The sequence below is a fragment of the Synechococcus sp. WH 7805 genome, assembly GCF_000153285.1.
Taxonomy (GTDB): Bacteria; Cyanobacteriota; Cyanobacteriia; order PCC-6307; family Cyanobiaceae; genus Synechococcus_C.
Window position 1 is genome coordinate 967,820 of the sequence record NZ_CH724168.1, and the last position, 20,405, is coordinate 988,224.

General features: G+C 53.1%; 17 protein-coding genes and 1 riboswitch. Of the genes, 7 read left to right on the forward strand and 10 right to left on the reverse strand.

Annotated features, from left to right (window positions below; all coding sequences use genetic code 11):
* Positions 1–4: 4 nt before the first annotated feature.
* The 3 genes from WH7805_RS05200 to WH7805_RS05210 are packed head-to-tail and all read left to right on the forward strand — an operon-like array spanning position 5 to position 2,558.
* Positions 5–1,207, forward strand: a complete 1,203-nt coding sequence (locus WH7805_RS05200; protein ID WP_006041959.1) for a PIN/TRAM domain-containing protein — start codon at positions 5–7, stop codon at positions 1,205–1,207.
* Positions 1,208–1,238: 31 nt separating this feature from the next.
* Positions 1,239–1,910 (forward strand): ATP-dependent Clp protease proteolytic subunit, encoded by a 672-nt coding sequence (locus WH7805_RS05205; protein WP_006041960.1) that lies wholly within the window; start codon positions 1,239–1,241, stop codon positions 1,908–1,910.
* Between the two features lie 45 nt (positions 1,911–1,955).
* Positions 1,956–2,558, forward strand: coding sequence for an ATP-dependent Clp protease proteolytic subunit (locus WH7805_RS05210; protein WP_006041961.1), 603 nt, complete (start codon positions 1,956–1,958; stop codon positions 2,556–2,558).
* On the opposite strand, the gene WH7805_RS05215 is transcribed toward WH7805_RS05210, so the two are convergent.
* The gene (locus WH7805_RS05215) at positions 2,521–3,084 is read right to left on the reverse strand and encodes a hypothetical protein (RefSeq protein ID WP_006041962.1); all 564 of its coding nucleotides are present in this window, start codon (positions 3,082–3,084) and stop codon (positions 2,521–2,523) included. The genes WH7805_RS05210 and WH7805_RS05215 overlap by 38 nt on opposite strands.
* A 132-nt stretch (positions 3,085–3,216) precedes the next feature.
* On the opposite strand from WH7805_RS05215, the gene ilvC reads away from it, so the two are divergent.
* A complete protein-coding gene (gene ilvC / locus WH7805_RS05220) occupies positions 3,217–4,212 on the forward strand; it encodes a ketol-acid reductoisomerase (RefSeq protein ID WP_006041963.1) in 996 nt (331 codons plus the stop codon).
* A 10-nt stretch (positions 4,213–4,222) separates the two neighbouring features.
* Positions 4,223–5,236, forward strand: a complete 1,014-nt coding sequence (cbiB, locus tag WH7805_RS05225) for an adenosylcobinamide-phosphate synthase CbiB (RefSeq protein WP_156783621.1) — start codon at positions 4,223–4,225, stop codon at positions 5,234–5,236.
* Between the two features lie 15 nt (positions 5,237–5,251).
* Here cbiB and WH7805_RS05230 read toward each other — a convergent pair whose 3' ends face one another.
* Positions 5,252–6,010, reverse strand: coding sequence for a sugar transferase (locus tag WH7805_RS05230; RefSeq protein ID WP_006041965.1), 759 nt, complete (start codon positions 6,008–6,010; stop codon positions 5,252–5,254).
* A gap of 195 nt (positions 6,011–6,205) precedes the next feature.
* On the opposite strand from WH7805_RS05230, the gene WH7805_RS05235 reads away from it, so the two are divergent.
* On the forward strand, positions 6,206–6,463 hold the full coding sequence (locus WH7805_RS05235; protein WP_038004440.1) for a hypothetical protein: 258 nt from the start codon (positions 6,206–6,208) through the stop codon (positions 6,461–6,463).
* 493 nt (positions 6,464–6,956) lie between these two features.
* Here the strand turns inward: WH7805_RS05235 and WH7805_RS05240 are convergent, their stop codons facing one another.
* A complete protein-coding gene (locus WH7805_RS05240; RefSeq protein ID WP_232198957.1) occupies positions 6,957–7,784 on the reverse strand; it encodes a sulfotransferase in 828 nt (275 codons plus the stop codon).
* Between the two features lie 374 nt (positions 7,785–8,158).
* Positions 8,159–9,880 (reverse strand): methyltransferase domain-containing protein, encoded by a 1,722-nt coding sequence (locus WH7805_RS05245; RefSeq protein ID WP_006041968.1) that lies wholly within the window; start codon positions 9,878–9,880, stop codon positions 8,159–8,161.
* Between the two features lie 1,189 nt (positions 9,881–11,069).
* A riboswitch (cobalamin riboswitch) is annotated at positions 11,070–11,218 on the forward strand.
* Between the two features lie 22 nt (positions 11,219–11,240).
* On the opposite strand from WH7805_RS05245, the gene WH7805_RS05255 reads away from it, so the two are divergent.
* Entirely contained in the window at positions 11,241–11,852 is a 612-nt protein-coding gene (locus tag WH7805_RS05255) for a HupE/UreJ family protein (RefSeq protein WP_006041971.1), read from the forward strand.
* Between the two features lie 241 nt (positions 11,853–12,093).
* Here the strand turns inward: WH7805_RS05255 and WH7805_RS05260 are convergent, their stop codons facing one another.
* From WH7805_RS05260 to WH7805_RS05285, 6 genes are all read right to left on the reverse strand, one after another.
* Positions 12,094–12,276 (reverse strand): hypothetical protein, encoded by a 183-nt coding sequence (locus WH7805_RS05260; RefSeq protein WP_006041973.1) that lies wholly within the window; start codon positions 12,274–12,276, stop codon positions 12,094–12,096.
* Complete coding sequence (locus tag WH7805_RS14945; RefSeq protein ID WP_071933684.1) at positions 12,270–12,716, reverse strand: Arm DNA-binding domain-containing protein; 447 nt, start codon at positions 12,714–12,716, stop codon at positions 12,270–12,272. Before WH7805_RS14945 ends, WH7805_RS05260 begins: the two co-directional genes overlap by 7 nt.
* A 729-nt stretch (positions 12,717–13,445) precedes the next feature.
* Entirely contained in the window at positions 13,446–14,153 is a 708-nt protein-coding gene (locus WH7805_RS05270; protein ID WP_006041975.1) for a M48 family metallopeptidase, read from the reverse strand.
* The gene (locus WH7805_RS05275; protein ID WP_006041976.1) at positions 14,150–17,122 is read right to left on the reverse strand and encodes a type I restriction endonuclease subunit R; all 2,973 of its coding nucleotides are present in this window, start codon (positions 17,120–17,122) and stop codon (positions 14,150–14,152) included. Before WH7805_RS05275 ends, WH7805_RS05270 begins: the two co-directional genes overlap by 4 nt.
* Complete coding sequence (locus tag WH7805_RS13810; protein ID WP_006041977.1) at positions 17,122–18,339, reverse strand: restriction endonuclease subunit S; 1,218 nt, start codon at positions 18,337–18,339, stop codon at positions 17,122–17,124. Before WH7805_RS13810 ends, WH7805_RS05275 begins: the two co-directional genes overlap by 1 nt.
* Positions 18,332–20,215: a type I restriction-modification system subunit M gene (locus WH7805_RS05285; protein ID WP_006041978.1), complete on the reverse strand. Its 1,884-nt coding sequence runs from the start codon at positions 20,213–20,215 to the stop codon at positions 18,332–18,334. Before WH7805_RS05285 ends, WH7805_RS13810 begins: the two co-directional genes overlap by 8 nt.
* Positions 20,216–20,405: the final 190 nt, after the last annotated feature.

Sequence of the window (20,405 nt, forward strand, 5' to 3'; positions counted from 1 at the left end):
GACGATGATGCATGCTGCCTTCAAACGGGGTGAGCAGCCGGGATCCAACACGATGGTGGAAGCGCTCATTCTCATTCTGTTTCTGATCTCCGGTTCAGCCACAGGCTGGATGGGGGTCCACCTCCTGCCACAGGAGCTACTCGATGACGTGAATGCCCAGTGGGTGCGTCTCGGGCTCACAGCCACGGGCGCGGGCATTGGCATCGTGGCCGGCCTGGTGTTCCGGAGACTGCGTCAACAGCTGATGCAGCAAGTGCGGACCATGCCGACCGACCTGCTCGTAAGCCGAGCTGTTGGCCTCATCCTGGGGCTTCTGGTGGCCAACTTGCTGCTGGCACCAATCCTGTTGCTCCCCCTGGCAGGGGCTAGCTCCCTGGTGAAACCCCTCGCAGCCATTCTCAGCAACGGATTCTTCGGCGTGCTTGGGTACAACCTGGCCGAAGTGCACGGACGCACCCTGCTTCGGCTCTTCAATCCAACCTCAACGGAAGCACTGTTGGTGGCCGACGGAGTTCTCACACCGGCGACAGCCAAGATTCTTGATACCAGCGTGATCATCGATGGTCGTATCCGCGGAATGATCGGCTGCGGCCTGCTCGAAGGGAAAGTCATCGTGGCGCAGACCGTGATCGATGAGATGCAGCAGCTTTCAGACTCCAACAACCTCGAAAAACGCGGCAAAGGGCGTCGTGGACTCAAGCTGCTCAATGAACTGCGCGAAGCCTATGAGCGCCGCTTGGTCATCAACACCACCCGCTACGACGGTGCCGGAACTGATGATCGTCTACTCCAGTTGACCGAGGACACCGGTGGCACCCTGGTGACCGCTGACTTCAATTTGGCCCAGGTGGCACGGCTGAAGAGCCTGAAGGTGATGAACCTCAGCGAACTGGTCATTGCGCTGCGTCCAGAAGTACAACCTGGGGATGAACTCAATCTGAAAATCGTGCGTGAGGGAAAGGAGGATCACCAGGGCGTGGCCTACCTCGAGGACGGCACGATGGTGGTCGTGGAAAACGCCCGTTCGGCGATTGGAGAACGCCGTCCGATCGTGATTACTGGCGCCCTACAGAACCCAAGTGGTCGCATGGTTTTTGCCCGTTTAAACAAGGACAGTGCGCCGGTGGGTGGAGGCAAAGAGAGCCGAAACGCTCAGCCAGCACGCAAGAGCAAAAACAACGAACGTCCGACACCGGAATCCCGCTAAGCTCCCTCTCACGACAGTTGATGAGAAGCGGATGACCACATCAGCCCCTTATTACGGAGACTCGTCGGTGATGAGAACACCACCGCCGGATCTTCCTTCATTGCTACTGAAGGAGCGAATCGTCTATCTGGGTCTTCCACTCTTTTCCGACGATGACACCAAGCGTCAAGTGGGTATCGATGTCACTGAGCTGATCATCGCCCAGCTCCTTTATCTGGAATTTGATGATCCCGACAAGCCAATTTATTTCTACATCAATTCCACAGGAACGACCTGGTACACCGGAGATGCCATCGGCTTCGAAACAGAAGCGTTCGCGATCTGCGACACCCTCCGCTACGTAAAACCTCCTGTCCACACCATCTGCATCGGTCAGGCCATGGGCACAGCGGCCGTGATCCTTTCTGCCGGTACCAAAGGGCAGCGCGCAGCGCTTCCGCATTCCTCGATCGTGTTGCACCAACCTCGTAGCGGTGCCCGCGGCCAAGCCACGGACATTCAGATCCGAGCGAAAGAGGTTCTTCACAACAAGCGCGCCATGCTTGAAATCCTCGCCGCCAACACAGGGCGTTCTGTGGAAGAACTCTCAAAGGATTCCGACCGCATGAGCTACCTCACTCCGGATCAAGCCAAGGACTATGGACTGATCGACCGGGTTCTTACCAGTCGCAAAGATCTTCCATCTCCGGTTCCCGCGGCCTAACACCCTTCTTCCTCCACTCTTCCCACTCTTCATCCCCCAGGATCCATGCCCATCGGAACCCCGAGCGTCCCTTACCGCCTTCCCGGCAGCCAAATGGAGCGCTGGGTCGACATCTACACCCGTCTGGGAGTTGAGAGGATTTTGTTTCTTGGCTCAGAAGTCAATGACGCCGTCGCCAATAGCTTGGTGGCTCAGATGCTGTACCTCGACTCTGAAGACAGCGGCAAGCCGATCTACCTCTACATCAATTCTCCAGGTGGCTCGGTAACGGCTGGCTTAGCCATCTACGACACCATTCAGTACGTGAAGAGTGACGTTGTCACGATCTGCGTCGGCCTCGCCGCCTCCATGGGCGCTTTTCTTCTTGCAGCGGGTACCAAGGGCAAGCGATTGGCTCTCCCTCACAGCCGAATCATGATCCACCAGCCCCTAGGCGGGACAGCGCAACGGCAGGCCAGCGACATCGAAATCGAAGCCCGGGAAATCCTGCGCATGAAGGAGATGCTCAACCGCTCCATGGCGGAGATGAGCGGCCAGAGCTTTGAGAAAATCGAAAAGGACACTGATCGTGATTATTTCCTCAGCAGCCAGGAAGCCATGGATTACGGCCTCATCGATCGTGTGATCGCTCATCCGAACGAGGCCTGAGTGAGCTGTCATTCATGAGCGCAAGCAGGCGCTCGCCTGTACTGGGATCAATGGGCAATCCGGTCCCATCGAGCAATCCGAGCTGAACCAACAGTCCGGCTTGATCCCAGTAAATGTGTTCGAACGACACTTTGCCCTCGGACAACCCAACCACAACCACTAAAGCAAGGGTTACTCGTCGTCCTGTTGGCTGGACCCCTGGCAGCAGATGACTGATGATTTGAGAATGGGTGAAGCGGATCACCACTTCATCCACCAAACGGTTCGCATCGGTCGTGCGCGAGATCGGAATGAATTCAGCATCCGGCGGAAAAAACTGACCGATCAGCTGCTCGGCATAAAAACGTCGGACTGCCTCAGCACCCTGTCCACCAGTCCCTGAACCCAAGTTGAGCAGATGGGGATGTTTCACCATCGTTGCCATGGTCCCGTCAAGGTCCGAGTCCATTTCTGCACGCATATGTGCATCGAACAGAGATGAAGCAGCCGCAGCGGCGGGATCCAGGCAACTAAGGACAGGATCCATAACGATCGCAATTAAAACCAAAACTAGGGCTTCAAACGTTGCGCGTCAGACAAGTCCCGACGCTCCCTCAAAGGTTTAAACACGGTGCTTGCGTAAGCTCAGTCGTTACCAAGCTCCACAACCACCGTCCGGATGGCTCAGCTTTTCTACGACACCGATGCCGATCTCTCGCTACTCAGCGGCAAGACGGTAGCCATCATCGGCTATGGCTCCCAGGGCCATGCCCATGCCCTCAATCTCAAGGACAGTGGCGTTGACGTGGTGGTGGGTCTGTACGAAGGCAGCCGCTCCGCTGAGAAAGCCAAGGCCGACGGTCTCGAGGTTCTCTCTGTGGCGGAAGCTGCCGAAAAAGCCGACTGGATCATGGTGCTCTTGCCCGATGAATTCCAGAAAGACGTTTATGCCAAGGAGATTGCACCGCATCTGAAAGCCGGCAAGGTGCTGAGCTTTGCCCATGGCTTCAACATCCGCTTCGGTCTGATCCAGCCGCCTGCCGACGTTGATGTGGTGATGATCGCCCCCAAGGGCCCAGGGCATACCGTGCGTTGGGAGTATCAGAACGGTCAAGGTGTTCCTGCTCTCTTCGCCATCGAGCAGGACGCTTCAGGCCAAGCCAGAGGCCTTGCCATGGCCTACGCAAAAGGGATCGGTGGCACCCGAGCAGGAATTCTGGAGACCAACTTCAAGGAGGAAACCGAGACTGATCTGTTCGGTGAACAGGCCGTACTCTGCGGCGGCCTCTCCGAACTGGTGAAGGCTGGTTTCGAAACCCTGGTGGAAGCTGGCTATCAACCCGAGTTGGCCTATTTCGAATGCCTGCACGAAGTGAAACTGATTGTGGATCTGATGGTGAAGGGTGGTCTGTCGGCGATGCGTGACTCCATCTCCAACACCGCCGAATACGGTGACTACGTCAGTGGTCCACGCCTGATCACCGACGACACCAAAGCGGAGATGAAGCGCATCCTCAGCGACATCCAAGACGGAACCTTCGCCAAAAACTTTGTCGCTGAATGCGAGGCCGGCAAGCCCGAGATGAACAAGATCCGCGAGAAGGACCGTGGCCACAAAATTGAAGAAGTGGGCAAGGGTCTGCGGTCGATGTTCAGCTGGTTGAAGGCCTCCTGAGCTCAGGACCATTCAGCCCGTTGTCCTGGTGATCGCCGCTGCCGGTCTCGACTGGTTGATCGGCGATCCCCTCTGGTCTCCCCATCCCGTTGTTGGGATGGGCCTGGGCATCGAACGTCTCAGGCAACAGATGGAACACTGGGCAGGAGACCGTCCCAGGGAACTCCGGTTGAGCGGTTATCTGATCACCTCTGTGCTGGTTTTAACCAGCGTTGCCGCTGGTTGGCTGATTGAGCGCCTTTGGCTGCAGTCCAGCGGACATTGGCGGTGGGCCGCTGGTCTGCTCCTGGTTGTGGCGCTAGCGAGTGCTCTTGCAGCACGCAGCCTCCACGATGGTGTCATGGCCGTCGTCAAAGCCCTCCCAGCCAAGGACGATGAAGAGCCGTCCCTTGCACGAGAACGTCTCAGCTGGATTGTGGGCCGCGATACGAAGCAGCTGAGCCGCGAGGAAATTCTGCGAGCAGCTGCGGAAACAGCCAGTGAAAATGCCGTTGATGGCGTTTTCGCGCCCTTGTTCTGGATGCTCGTTGGCGTTGTTCTATGGAGCGCAGGCTTGCTCCAAAGTCCTGGCCCTCTCGCACTGGCCTGGGGATTCAAGGCCAGCAGCACCCTTGACTCAATGCTGGGCTACAAACGCGGGAGGTTGCGCTGGTTAGGAACAGCAGGCGCCCGTTTGGACGATGCCCTCACCTGGGTGCCATGCCGGCTGGTGATGTTGACACTGCCGCTGATCAGCCGCAGCTGGCGATTATGGCTTGCTCTAGTGCTGGCAGCAGAACGAGATGGAGCTCTGGATCCTTCACCCAATGCGGGACGGTCTGAAGCGATCTACGCCCATTGCGCCGGGGTTCAGTTGGGAGGCAGAAACCGTTATGGAGACACCTGGATCACAAAACCACTCCTTAAGGCTGGAGGGAATGAAGCCAACCCGCACGGAGTAAGAACCATCCTGAGCCTGTCGGCACGACTTCAATGGGGGTGGCTGGTTGCAGCGGGGGGACTGAGCCTGCTCACGCAGCAATGACTGAACGGAGAAGGATCAATAAGCCCCCCGGTCCATCGGCAGCAGAAGAACTCCAAACGTGCGCAGGATGATGGCGAAATCAAGCCGGAATGAACGGCCTCTGGCATAGGCCAGGTCCAATCGAACCCTTTTGGCGTAGCTGAGATTATTGCGACCACTCACTTGCCAAAGCCCAGTCAATCCTGGGCGAACGGCCAGCACCTCATCCATGTAGTCGGAGTAGCGCTCAATTTCCTTGTCCACAATCGGCCTAGGACCCACCACGCTCATCTCTCCACGCAACACATTGAGAAACTGTGGAAGTTCATCAAGACTTGATCGCCTGAGGAAACGACCAATCGGAGTAATCCGCGGATCGTCCCGCAGCTTGAAATCACGCTCAAATTCAGCACGCATGGCTGGCGATCGCTCCAACACCTGAGCCAACACGGAGTCCGCATCAGCCCGCATGGTGCGGAATTTGATGCAGCCGAAGCGCCGGTATCCCCGACCAACACGTTTCTGCACGTAAAACACAGGCCCAGGAGAGCTGAGTTTCACGAGTGCTGCCAACAATCCGAACAGCGGGGCACCCAACGTGAGAACAGCCAGTGAAAACAAAACATCACCACTGCGCTTGATGGTTCGCCCGACTCGGCTTTGCCGGCGAACGAGGGTAAGCGCCGTCAGGCTTGAGGGAGGAGCGGCAATCAGCTGAAGATGCCGTCGCGATGCGCGACGCCTGAGCCCTGAGGCCGAAGACTTCAAGACAGATCGCCCTGATGCGCTGAGCAATCCCTGTCCCCTGTGTCTCATCCCAATCAACCGTAGTGCAGGCGATCCGTCAGCGCTGAAGTGCCAGTAACTGCAACGGCACAGAGCGAATGCTGCAACGCTTTACCAGCATCAAGGCGTCTCACAGCGCGACAGCTTCATCACGAAGTTTCTCAGGAAATTGCCGACTGCGCGTCCCGTCCCGAAGCTTGGGTCATGCCAATGACCAGCACTTCTCTCAACAGCCTGCTCGAGGAGTCCCTCGAGGAGCCCTCAATCGGGGAAACCGGCCACTTTCGATGGCATGCCACACCTGTGGGCATCGCCGCGGTCTGGCAATCCAACGTTCAGCCTCTGACGCCCCCTTTTGAAGATGCGTTGAAAGAGGGATTGGAAGTCGGACTGGACCTCAGTCGCGAAGAAAGAGAATTTCACCAGGTCAGCGTGGGGCTTGTTCTGCTGTTCCACTCCTGATCAGGCACTGGACGCCAAGACGATTCAGGAGAAGTGGAAGCAGACATCACACCGGATTCTTGACAGGCTCAAGAGTTACCAGAGGCTCAAAACCATTCTGGAACCTTCAACAAGGATACTTCTCATGGGATGTCAAGGCGGTGATCGTTCGCCTCTTGGAGAGCAAAGCTGTGAATCACCGATGTGCAGTGGACTCCCTAATCTTCAAGACAATGCATTCCCACAATACTCATAACCTTGACATCAAAAATACGGATACTAACAATCATCAAACGGTATCATTAAGTTCGCTGCATTCATAGCGATAACAAACGTCGCCGGCCAGATGCTCTCGCCACTTCCCGACCGACTCAAATTGGAATCCGGGAAGAACTCAATTAATTACCGGACAACTCAACGTTAGAATTTTCGAAGGCAATTGACATACGTCACCAAGCCAAAAACCACAATAATGGCTCAAGCACATTGATGAGCAATCGTAAAAAACTTGTCCTCATGGAGTGTGATTCTCATAGATGGACAGGAAGGGGAAGCGCTGCATGCGCTCCAAGATTTCATCAACTTCAGCCATGGTCCACTCAATCGACGACCTACTGTTACTCGGCCGTCTGTAAAGAAGCCGATCAACATTTTTAAGATGCTGATGGTCCAAGGGAAGCATCAGAGCGCGCAAAATCCGCGAGATCTCCTCATCTGGGCAATCAATTAATTGCTCATGGTAACTGATTAAAAAGCTCGATTTCGTCTTTTTTGCTTCTATAGCAGCCAAGGCATCACAGTGCATGAAAAACCATCGAATGCGATCTTCAATTGGTGCTTTGCTGCGTTTATGCATCGTGGCAATCGTATCAAAAGGATTACGGATTGAGGCAATTAAAACAACTTTCGCTTCTAATGTTCTCTCCAAACCAGAAATCAGGTCATAGTCTCCATGCAGCAGCAATGTTGCTGGATTCCATATCTTGTCACCATAAACACTGACAGCAGACTTTGAACCAGGTGCCGCACCAATTTGATATTGATACTCTTCAGACTGACGCCCAGACTGAAAGTTAGCAGAAGAATTCTCAATGATCTCCCCAAGAATGTCACTCTTACTAAGTCCTCTCCAGAAGACTTGAGACGCCATGGTTTCATTGGCGATAATGGCATTCGGATGCGCATCCACAATTGAGCCAAGGATTGTCGAACCACTTCGAGAATTGCCGATAATCAAACAAAACGACTTAAAATCACAAAAATGCTGCTGATTATCGTTCACTACTTCCATCGCTGTCGGAAAATATTTAACCAAGCCACCGATTTTTCGGCCCGAGTTCACGGCACCCCCTAGAGCAGACTTGAAAAGTTTAGAAATAAGCTTTTGAAACCATGCAAGAACTTTTGATTGACCCCTCATGAAAAATTACAGCACTAATTGCGATACTATCATGCTCAAGCATTATCAATTCTCTTCAGCACTCTTGTCGAAGACATTTCCATTCACATTAGCTGCACAGGAAATATTTTGGATCACTGATCTGAATGCATCTACGCAATCGCGCGAGTCTGCGACATAATCAATACACATTCAAAAATGGAAAGAAATCATCACTCACAGAAGCAATAAGCTTGCGACCAAGAGACGCCTTCAAGGAGAGAGAAAACCAATCACGAATAAACGAGTTTAATTAACAATGAAATTGCTGTAATCCTTCACTCTAGGCTTAGTTCTGGGACACGTTGAAGAAGTGCTTTTGTCAACTCATCTCTTCTCTGGTATAAATCCTTATACCAATCAAGCCTAGCGACAGACTGCTGAGATTGAAGACGATTAGAACGAATCCAGTTTCTTGCATTGCTTGCACATGCTTTTGCCAAATCTGGACACTCTCCCCACAACTTCAAGATCTCGGCAACTCGTTTACCATCCACTGCTATTTCACCGTTAAAACCTGGCTCGATCACTTCGGCATAGACTGTTGGACTCGCAATGGATGCAACTTCGTACCCTGAGGCCTCGACAAACTTCAGATCTGATTTCATTTTATTGAACTTAGTATCCCTAAGAGGCATAAGTGCAACGTGACTATCACTTAAGAGTTGTCTGTATTTCGCATAGTCACAGATTGGCGTAAAGCGTTTATTGTTGGTCATAAGAGAATGAAAGAACTTTTTATCATGTACAACTTCGAATTCAAAAAGATCTTCATGTTCAAGCAGCAAGTCATTGATGCAGGGCAGCCATGCCTCCCAGTCAGCCTCACGATTTAAAGCACCAAAGAATACCCTTAGCCTTGAATTTGAAGACTTAACTATCCATTTATCAAGCTTTGATGCTGGCAAAAAGTCCAGGCAATTCTTAAATATTTTCACTTCAGGGTTATACTTTTTCATCGAGGATGAAAGACTATCTGTACTCACCTGAACAGCATGCACTGCCCGGAAACTTAAATACTTGTTGTCAATTATGCTCTGAAAATGATCCGGATCATCGTCAAACTCACTAATCAAGATATAACCAGCTTTGATTATTTTTTTAAGCTGCGTCAAAGAGCTCTCATAGGTTAATGTCTGCCTTTGCCAAATCATTATTTTTGGCACGCTAGGATCCAGTGATCTTAACTGAAGACCCGTACTGCTTAATTCTATGTTTACCCCGGGAAAGCTAGCGACACTTTTTAATGGTTGAATCATTCTCACCTCGTTCATTCCTGCTTGAGGTTTTAACATTAATCCACTTATGTATACTGGCTTGATCAACTTTTTTGTTGCCGTAACAATATACTGCAGAGGAGCTGAACCTTCTAAAAACTTTTGGGGAGTCTGGCCCATCTTTTCTAGACATGGCTCCAAAATTTTCGCGAAATTTTTTGCCTGCTCTAGATTTAAAAATCTCGGCTGAAGTGAAGTTATCTTCAGCTCTAAACTAGCAAACAGTTCAACAATGCTGTTTCGTGTGAACCAGCGCAAATGAGTTTTGTTGAAAATCCCTGTGTCATCTTGTGGCCAATTTCCTTGTATCAGATTGTAGATCACACTCCAATGCTGCACGTTGGGAATAGATGCAACCACGACACCATCAGGACTCAGCCAGGACACGTGCTCTCGAAGTATTTTTTGTGGATCTTTCAGACGCTCTAGAACATCTCCATAAATAAGAGCATCGATTGAAGGATACTTCTCTGGAAGCTCAAACTGAATTTTCATATCTTCAATATCAATACACCACACTTGATCGAGTCTCTCTTTCGCAAGTTTTGCCGGTGTTTCCATCAGCTCAATTCCAAGATATTGAGCTGATGGATTAATCATCTTATAAGCATGACCAAGTGCCCCGCCACCACAGCCAACCTCTAAGACAGTCAAAGAATTTGTCGGGATTCGGCTAAGAAGATCTGGATTAGCGTGATCGTAATAGGACTTTTCGACAGCCATACGCAGAACCGCGATATTCACCTAATCGTAAGCTTTTGTTGACATCCTTGCAACCAAAGATTTTGCATTTTGTTTTGCACGAATGTCAGCACCTTAGCCAGAGGTGAAACATTCGGGAATCTACTTTGTCTTCAGTATCTAGCGAAAAAATGATGAACTTAGTCAAGACGACGAAGGGTGCAATGGCTCCTAGCCCTGAAATGATCGTCTTGAATTCATGACTACAGCGTCAACCTCGCGTCGGTTAGTTGTCAAAAGAACGAGCTGATTGATTGCAGGAAATGACGTCGACACAACGTCTCTATGCCTTAACCCCTGATGCAACCAACTTATCTGACCCTGGCAATGGAGAACAAGTGCTTCTGAACAAGAGCAGAAAACCCAACTAAATCAATAAATGATCGAAATTATTCAGGCGTAGTTAATGTCACAGCCCTGCTCAATCAAAGCATCGGAGTCAATCCGGCACATTTGCGAACCTTGTTGAGCATTGAAACGGAGAGGGTGCTTGTTGATTAGAGGTCTCAGACCCCTGTCACCACTGCCCTTGAGACCTAACAACGGACTCGTCGAGGCGCTCCTCACAACACCCCTCACAACACAAGTTCGGGACTGCCTGGAACCTTGTGGGACGACCAGACCTACAGGGTCACAAGTCGATCAAGCGACCATCCCCATCAACGATCCTGAAACGCTTCCCTGTCGCTTTGCTCGCGCCTTGGCAGTCCTGTAGCATCGCCCTCGTTGTGCTTCTCCTGGTAGCGATGCCATTTGCCGACTGATCCTGGTATTGGAGGACGAACTTCATCTGAGCGAGTGCTGGAGCGGTAAGGGGCAAGAGCAATAGAGGTAGAAGCAGAAACCTCATCAGTCGTCCGTCAAGGACTTGATTTTGGTGGATCCACCTCATGGAGGACTTCTCCGTCCTCGCCCAGGACTCGGGTCTTCCTACCAATCATCCTGGCGATCCTGTTCGCTTCTTTTGAGGCGACCTCTAACGACGGCGCTGAGGCGTGGAGGTGCCATTCCATGAAGGGATTCAGTTCTTGGACGCGGAACTGGTCTCCTGCCATCCCTTAGTCGCCCTCCACAACTGTCTCCACCACTGCGTCCTTCACCCTGTCCTGAAAGGTCTTGCCGTCTTGCTCAGGGGCAATCGCATTGGCAGTCGGCAAGGGGCGGTAGAAAAGTTATACGTGGGTATGACGGATCCACCTCCTAAGAGGTTGGCAAAACGAGGAAAGTGCGGTGAGGGAGTCCCCAAGTCCGCCGCTGTCCCGCAACTGTGATGGGGTTCGCCCCTCAGTCAGAACACTCGCCGTCCAATCCCATTCGTTCTCGGCGAGGACCGAGGTATTCCATGAAACGTTCCCTTTTCCCCCTGGTTGCCCTGACCGCTGGATCCACTGTGGTCCTTGGCACCCATCCCGCTCTTGCTCATGGCACTGCTGGTGGTGGTGCTCTTAGCGGTCTGACCCACCCACTGCTGGGGTTAGATCACCTGCTAATGCTGATGGCAGTTGGCACTGCTGCGTCCTTCATCTCCTCCCAACTGCTGCTGTGGGCACTGGGCGGGGCAGTAATCGGTGCTGTTTTGGGATTCACAGGATTCACCGTCACCTCTGCGGAAGTGCTGGCAGCACTGGCGATCTCAGCGGTAGGTGCGTTGATCCTGGTAGCGGGCAAAGTCGCCAAGACCTCCAACCTCACCACCATCAGCGGGGTGGTGGTCGCAGGAGGGATCGCTATTCACGCCATGCTCCATGGACTGGAGGCACCCAAGGACAGCAGCACCCTGATCTGGTGGAGCGGTGCTCTGCTGAGTTCAGTGCTGGTGTGTGGTGGCACCTACCTGCTGCAGAAGAAACTGCCCACATCGGTCAGCAAGGCGGCAGCAGTTGCCTTCCTTGCCATCGGTGGGTTGCTTGCCTTTGGTCCGTTGGGTCTGCTTGCGGGTGGCGCTGGGGCATGACCCTGAACTGCTGAGATCGGCAGTGCCGCCAGCACTTTCGACGCATTAGTCCCCTTCAGTGGCGGCATTCCCTGCCGCCTTTTTTATTGCTTACGGGCAACCGAACCCTGATAGGTGCCCACTACCTCTCCCGACGGTTCTCCTGTTCCTGACAGCGGAACACTTGGAAGAGGTTGGTTGGGAGGTGCCATTCCATAAAGGGATTCAGTTCTTGGACGCGGAACTGGTCTCCTGCCATCTCTTAATCGCCCTCCATGACTTTCTCCACCACGACATCCTTCAACCTGTTCTGAAAGGTCTTGCCGTCTTGTTCTGGAGCAATTGCATTGGCAGTCGCCCTCAGGAGGTCTGCGGTGATCTGCCTTGCTTCTTGGTTACTGAAGAGGAGGAACCCCAGTCCAACTCCAATGAGGATTTTCAGCACGACACTGCCTCCTGTTCGGCAATGATCCGACGAATCGTTGAGAGCGCCAACCCTGTCTGTTCCCTAATGGAGCGATAGGAGCAACCCTCTTCTCTTAAGCGCAGCACCAGGCGCTCCTTCTTCTTTCGGTCATTGGGGTCCTCGCCTGGGTTCTCCAACATCCAGACACGCTCTTTCTCCCAGAGGTCCTTCGCTTGTTTGAGGGTGAGGTTCCGAGCACCTTTGCCATAGGTGCCTAGCGCCAGTTCCTTTTGCTTTCCGTCTCGTCCTGGTGGGAAGCGATATCGACCAACGAATCGCTTGCTGCCCCCTTTTTTGACGCCTTCCACGACTAGAAACAGAGAGTTCCCAAGGGAATGAACAACCCGTCTAGGACCTGGCGTGAGTGCTCTGACTTCGCTGTCTGTCAGTGCTTTCTTACCGCTCCTCACAACACGCATTTTTCCTCACAACACGACCCTATTACCTCACAACACTCCTCACAACACAAAAGCAGCATCTAGTGAGATTTTCTGGGACGACTTAAGACCCCAAAAACGCTGATAGCGCCACTGCCACAAGGAAAGTTACGCTTTTGAAGACCTGCTAGGACTTATTCAGAACGGAGAGGGTGTTCTTTCAGTTGAGGTCTAAATAGGACTACTGGAGACCACATGGGACGAACTCTCCACCTGAGACAGAGATTCCCCCAACATTTCCCCCAACACTTCTGATGGGACCTCCTGGAACCACTCAGAACGACCCAGTACAACCCTTCCCACGACGGATCAGGACCGAAACGATTTCGGGTCGGGACGATTTCAGGGTTCTGCGTCAGGACCCCACACAACTGATGGGACCTCAAAAAAAGACCCCCGAGGTGCCCACACCTCAGAGGTCCCGTCCTCTCGTTCTGACGCCCCATCACCTTCCTCCTGGTCTCTGGCGATGAGGAGTGGGAGAACCGTCAGGAGAAGTCGTGAGGACCGCTCCTGGTTCGGTTGCCCGTAAGCAATAAGAAGGGGGGCGCGGGATGCCCCCCCTAAAGGTCGTTGAGACCTGGTTTTACTGCTTCAGCGGTCTCTGACCTCATCCCTGTTCTAAGGCGGGTCAGAAGACCAGGGCATGAGCGGAACTACTGCTTCAAACCTCCGCAGAAGCGCCCCAAGCGGGTTCTTTCAACAGAAACATCAGAGCAAAGACCTTCCCATGCGTTTCAACCAATCTCTGTGCTCCTGAAACTCCGCATCAAACCGCCCTACCAACGCCCAAAAGTCCCTGGAGTGATTGGGATGGACCAGATGGCACAACTCATGGACCACCACATAGTCAGCGACGGCATGAGGTGCCTTGATGATGTTCCAGTTGAAGAGCAACTGACCTCGGGAATCGCACGACCCCCAGCGGGACTTGAAGTTGCGAACGCTGATCCCTGAAGGCGACACGCCGATCTGCTCGGCATAGCGGTTTGTCTTGTCTGTGAGTCGCTCCAGTGCTCGGGACTTGTACCAAGAGTCCAGATACTGCTGGATTCGCTGCTGGCGCTGCTCTCCCTGCTCAGTGGGGCGAACAGTTGCCTGGAGGTATCCCCCCGTAAGGCATACGCCAACCTGATGCCCGTCCTGCACCTTCAAGCGGTAATTACGACCCAGGTACGGGAATGACTCGCCACTGACCAGTTCCTTGGTCTTCTGGGGTGGCATTCGCTTGAGTTCAGCGACCTTGCTGACGATCCAAGGGCGCTTCTGCTGAAGGATTGCTGCCACCCGCTCATCGCCAAGATCCTCAGGGACACGCACCTGGAGGTCGCTGCCAACGATATGGAGAGCAGCAGTTCGTCTCGGGGAACGAACCACCTCAACCTTCAGACCCAGCACCTCCTCAGGGATGGCGTTCATTTGAACCTGACCTTGGCGAGGTCCATAAAGCGATCAGTGACCTCAGCAACGAGTTCTCTGGTCCCAAAGGGGCGATCAAGGATGGAGCGCTTGATCTGGCGCTTGATGGTTCTCATCTCGTCGTCCTTCTGGAAGAACCCCACGATCTGCGTTGCTTCCTGGAACTCGGCGACCAACTCCTTCGTTAGGTCCAGTACTTGCTGATGGGTTTCCTCATCCATCGCTCCATCGCCGACTGCCTCTGTGACCTCCTTCATCAGCACCCGATAGAAGGCACCCTCCTCATCTGAGAGACCAAGGTCTGTGTCCTGCTGGGTCTTCTCCTGCTCCATGCCGTCACGGAACAGCAGCAGTTGCTGAACCAACTCTTCCCAGCGGTTCTCACACTTCTGGATGATCTCCTGGAGGCGCAGCGAGAGGGACTGGTAATACTCGGGGTCTTCGTCCAACTTGACCTTGATGTGCGCCTTGATGGCGTTCTCCACCTCTGACGCTTTTGCCCTGTCATTGGTTTGAGCAGCAAGGACCTGCTCAAACTCCACGTCAAAAAGTTTGGTGGGAGGAACACGGGGATCAACTCCCGTGGCACGGACATGCTCCTCAATCAGGTCCCGGACCTTTTCACCGCACCCAACGATGTCCAACTGCTCGTCCCGATAGCGATTGCGGCATCCGATGACGACCTTGCCCAGTGACTTGAGATCAGCAAGGAAGGGGTTGGCAGCAGCGTCAGGCAGGACGATCTCGACCTGTTTGGCAAAGGTCCTGAAGTCCGCCTCAAACTGCTGACGCTTGAGTTCGTCTGCCAGGGCGGCGATGCAGGCATCAATGTCCTGAAGGTCAACTCCCTTGAGGTGCTGTTTGACCCTGGTGTGTGCTGCTTGAAGTTTGGGGATCTCGTCCTTGAGGTTCTTGAGGGCACCTTGGACATCGGTGTTGGAGAAGACCTCCAACGCCTCAGCGAGATAGTCGGTCAATCCGAAGTAATCAACGATGTACCCGCTGAATTTGTTCGCTTTTGTCCGATTCACCCTGGCGATTGCCTGCAGCAGGGTGTGGTCGGTGAGTTTGCGGTCCAGGTACATGACCTGACAGATGGGGGCATCAAACCCCGTCAGGAGCATGTCTTTGACGATCAGGATTGAGAGGGGATGTTCGCTGATTGGTTTTTTGAAGTTCTCAACTGCTGCCTTGTGGTCTGCAGGGTTGGTCCATTTGGCGATGCGCTGCTTGTCGTTGTGGTCTCCCGAGATGATCACCGCTGATTCAGGAGCGTTTGGGATGGCATCCAGTTTTTCCTTGTAGGTGACTGCTGCTTCTCTGCTGGCAGTGACAACCATTGCCTTGAACCCATTGGGGAGGATCGTCTTGCGGTAGTGCTCCACCAGATCCAGTGCGACCCACTCAATGCGTTGGGGTGCCTCAAGGACTGCTCGCTCGGTGCCGTACTTCTTCTTGATCGCCTCTTTTTCCTCGGGGGACTTGTCCTGGAAATAGCGATCAAAGAGAGCGTCCAAGGAGTCGCCCGTGACCTTGGTCTCTGCCTCTCTGCCCTCGTAAAGGATCTGCGTGGTGGCACCATCTGCCACCGCCTGCTCAATCGTGTAGGTGTCTATGTAGGAACCAAACTCGCCAGCGGTCTTCTGGTTGGCGATCAGCGGGGTGCCTGTGAAGGCGATCTTCGGGGCATTGGGCAGTGCAGCGTTGATGCCACTGCCAAGGGTTCCGTACTGAGTGCGGTGTGCCTCATCTGCCAAAACGATGATGCGATCTGAGTCGTTGAGGCAGGCAAACCCGAAGTCCTCGTCCTCCTGAAGTTTCTGGATGGTGGCGGTAACTAGATCAGAGGCGTCCTTTGCCAGCAGTTCCTTGAGATGACCGACTGACTTGGCATTGAGCACTGACTCGCCCTGTGCCCTGCGGAAGGTCGCCGTCAGTTGCTCGTCTAACTGGGTGCGGTCCGTGAGGAAGACGAGTTTGTAGTCCCTCAGCAGAGGATCCCGACGGATCTTCTGAGTGAGGAAGACCATCGTCAGGGACTTGCCTGAACCCTGGGTGTGCCAGATGACGCCACCTTTGCGCTTGCGATCGCCTGGTGCTTTGAGGCGCTCAATCGTTTTCTGAACTGCCCTGAACTGCTGGTAGCGGGCGATCTTCTTGATCAGGCGACCGCTGTCGGGTTCGTAGATGGTGAAGTTCTGAACGATGTCCAGGAAGTTCTTGGGTGTAAGCAGTCCCTGGATCAGCAGTTGCTGAGCAGTTGGTGACTCGCCAAGGTCTTTGCTCTCAAGTGGGTAGGGATCCTTCCACTCCAGGTAATACTCAACAGGCGAGGAGATCGTTCCGACCCGTGCTCCATCCCGATGGGTGGAGATCATCACTTGGTTGTAGTGGAAGAGTTTTTCGCACCCCTCTGAATCACCTGGGTTGCGGAGGTTGGCGTAGCGACGGAGTTGGTTGATCCCCTCTGCCATGGGATCAGTCACGAAGGGCGACTTGCACTCAATGACGCCCAACGGCATCCCATTCACGAAGAGCGTGATGTCGGGAATGATGTTCTGGTTTGGACCCTGGACCTTGAACTGATCAACGCAGAGGAACTCGTTGTTCTCTGGATGGTCAAAGTCAATGAGTTTCAGCGTCTGACCCCGACGACCACTGCCCAGGTCCTGATCAACGCTGAAGTATTGGGTGAGGCGTTCCCAGAACCATTGGTTTGCCTCCATCAGGGTGGAGGTCTGGATCAGGGTGACTTCACGAACGACCTTGCGAAGGTTGTCTTCGCTAATCCATGGGTTGATGCGTTGGATCGCTTGCTCAAGGTTGGGCGTGAGGAGCACATCCTTGGGAGATGAGCGTTTATCTGTCTGCTCTGGATGAAGCGTTGTGCCATCAAGGTGTTGCCACCCAAGACCCTTGAGTTGCTCAAGGGCAGGTGCTTCTACGAGTTGGCGCTCATCTCCTGCCATTAGACGCTCACCCTCTTGCGACCTGAGAGCAGATCAGATGCGAGGGCACTTTTCTGAATCTCTAGTTTCTCTTTCTTCCTCGTCACCCCTTCAAGGAATGTCTCTATGGAAGAAAAGACAGATGCGATGCGCAGTTGTTTTTCTTTAGGGACAATAGGAATGAGGAGATCTCTTACATCCGCAACCCTTGCATGCCCAACCGTGGTCCCGCCCTTGCTTTTTAGGAGTTGGTCTTGAACAAAGGGTGACATGAGCGAGAAAAGGAGATACCGAGGATCTATCAATGACTTGTCTGCCCTAAAAAGCATCATTCTTTGACCCAAGCAACACTTGAAGTTTTCTGGGACAAGACATACTTCGCCTAGTGGTGCTTCACGGGTAAAGAGCACATCCATGGGTCTTGGTACCGATCGTGCTGTCCATATCTCGTAAGAGGAGATATCTGTATATTTCAGATCATTCCTAACTAATTTCCCGTTTCTTACATTGGGAGTTCTAACAACAGGATGCCCGCTTTCCGTGTAAGGAGGAGTTCGGTTTTTGCAGTCAATAACTGCTTCACATACAGATTCCAGAGGCATGATTTTTGTATCACTTTCCTTCTTGCAAACTCCATTCCCGCCTAATTCGTCAAAGCAGGAAAATAGATCTCTGAAGATCTCCGTCTTAGTAGAAATAAGTTTAGAGATCTTGTTTTCTAAGGCATAGATCTGTTTGTCAACACCTGAGAGTATCTCGGCGATTTTCTTCTGCTCGGGGAGTGGGGGGAGTGAAATCTCCACATCGGAAAGAATGGATAAATTCAGACCTGCCCTTCCGCTGCCTCCCGACAAGGTCCTAAGTTCTTCATATCTAGAGTCAAGATTGTAAAAAAGAAAATCCGGTTCGCAAACTCCTTTATCTGCAATGATTGCCGCTATTGACTGATTTGTAGTCAATTCAATTTCGCTTATGGCAACTTTGCCTCTCGTTTTGCCTTGTCCTGCAAGGGCGACCAGTACGGAACCTATTGGGAAGAATTTTGCGCTTGAATCTTGTAAACCCCTCTCGGTAATGTGCGATCTAGTACGCCTTATGCGTTGATCGTGTACTTCTCCAGATGACATCCAAGGGATATCTCCCCCCTCCCAGTAATCGGGGTTATTGGTGTCTGGTGTTCCACCAGCAGAGAGATTGCAAAAATCACCAACTCTCAATTTGGACCAGGACTCACTCATATCCCAACTCCTTCAGGAATCCATGCATCACCTCTTCTGCTTCTTTGACCTCAGCATCAATCTGAGCGAGTGAGACGCCGTACTTCTCCCACCACCGCTCAACCTGCTGAATCACGGCATCAGATGCATTGCCAAGATGCTGGCGAATCTGGGACTTCTCCTTGATTTCATCCTTGAACCTCAGGTACTCGGCGTCTTTCTGAACCAGAACGGCACTGACATCAAACCCAGCAAGGATTTCCTGGATGTACTCGTCCTGGGTTTCCTTGATCGGAATTCCTCCATGAAGGATCCCTCTCACATCAAAAGGTTCTGGTGGTGGTGAGGTATCTGCATAGCGGCGGATATTGAGGTTGTGATCGTTCTCTCGGATCTCCTCAATCGGCACCACCCTTGAGAACCGCTTGATGTCGTTGTACGAGTCAAAGCATCCAACGACCTTCTCAATGTCCTCATCCCTAAGGATGTTCTGGTTCTTTCCCTCCTGGTAGTCCAGTTCGGCATTGATGAAGAGCACCTTGCCCTTTCGCTCAACGCTCTTGGTCTTGTTGAGGATCAGGAGTGCTGCGGGGATACCCGTTCCGTAGAACAACCCTGATGGCAGACCGATCACTGCCTCAATCAGGTCGTCTTCCAAGATCCCCTTCCTGATCTCGCCTTCTTGTCCGCCTCGGAACAGGACGCCATGGGGCACGACGACACCCATGACTCCCTCTTGGTTCAGCGACGAGATCATGTGCTGAACGAATGCCAGGTCGCCAGCATCCTTAGGAGGCACCCCATAGCGGTAGCGCCCATACCCGTCGTTCTCAGCGAGGTCCCGCCCCCAGTTCTTCAGTGAGAACGGAGGGTTAGCGATCACCCGATCAAAACGATTGATCTCTCCGTTCTCCACATGCTGCGGGTCACCAAGGGTGTCGCCCTTCCTGATGTCGGCACTGATGACGCCGTGCAGGAACATGTTCAACTTGCAGATCGCCCAGGTGCTCAGGTTCATCTCCTGCCCGAACAACTGCAGGTTCGCTGGGTTCTCGCCGTGACTTGCCAGGTAGTTCCTGGTCTGGATCAACATGCCGCCTGATCCGCAGGTGGGGTCATAAACCCTCATCCCTGCATGAGGTTTCAGCAGTGCCACCAGGAGTTTGACTACCTCATTGGGCGTGTAGAACTCCCCGCCCTTTTTGCCTGCTGAGTCGGCAAACATCTTGATCAGGTACTCGTAGGCAGCACCCAGCAGGTCGTCCCGCTCAAAGTCCTCGTTCCTCAACCTGAAGGTGGAGTAGTGGGAGAGCAGGTCCCTGAGTTTGCGGTCGTTGAGTTTGTTCTTGATGTTGAAGTCAATGGACACCAGCACCCCTTCCAGAGTTCTGTTGTGCTCTTCAATCGCTTCGGTCGCCTTGTTCAGTTCGGCACCGATGTCGTGTTTGAGGTCCTTGAGGTTCTGCCACCTCGCCTTCTCAGGCACATAGAAGGTCTTGTCATATTCGTCCTGGTCATCTGCCAGGTCTTCCGCCTCTGACTGGGATTTTCCCTTGCCCAGGTAGTAGGCGATCACCCCTTCTCTTGCTTCCTCAAAGGCATCGGACAGACGCTTCAGGAACAGCATCCCGAAGATGTAGTCCTTGAATTCCGAGGCATCCATGCTTCCCCGCAGGATGTCTGCGCTCTTCCAGAGGAACGACTCCAGTTGGGAGAGAGTCAGTTTCTGACCGATCTGGAAGGTTGGTTCGGGTTCAGCAGCAGCGACCTTCTTCTTGCGCCCTCGCTTTTTGGGTTGCTCGTCTTCGCCTGAGATGACAGATGCCAGCAGGTCATCCAAACCAGCAGGTGCCTGATCTGCACCTTGGGCAAGAGGGTTATTCGCCGAGTCCGTCACGGAGGTCTTCTACCTCCCCCGATTTTGGATCCATCTAGGCAAGTACGCCTCCCCCAGTTGAGGGATCTCAGCAGTCATTGCCGAAGACGCATGGACTGGAAGGTGTTCCAACAACCGAACGGTTGCGATAACACCAACAAAATCAATAGGCACTGGAATCAGGGCGTTCCAATAAGGGTGTTCGGTTGCT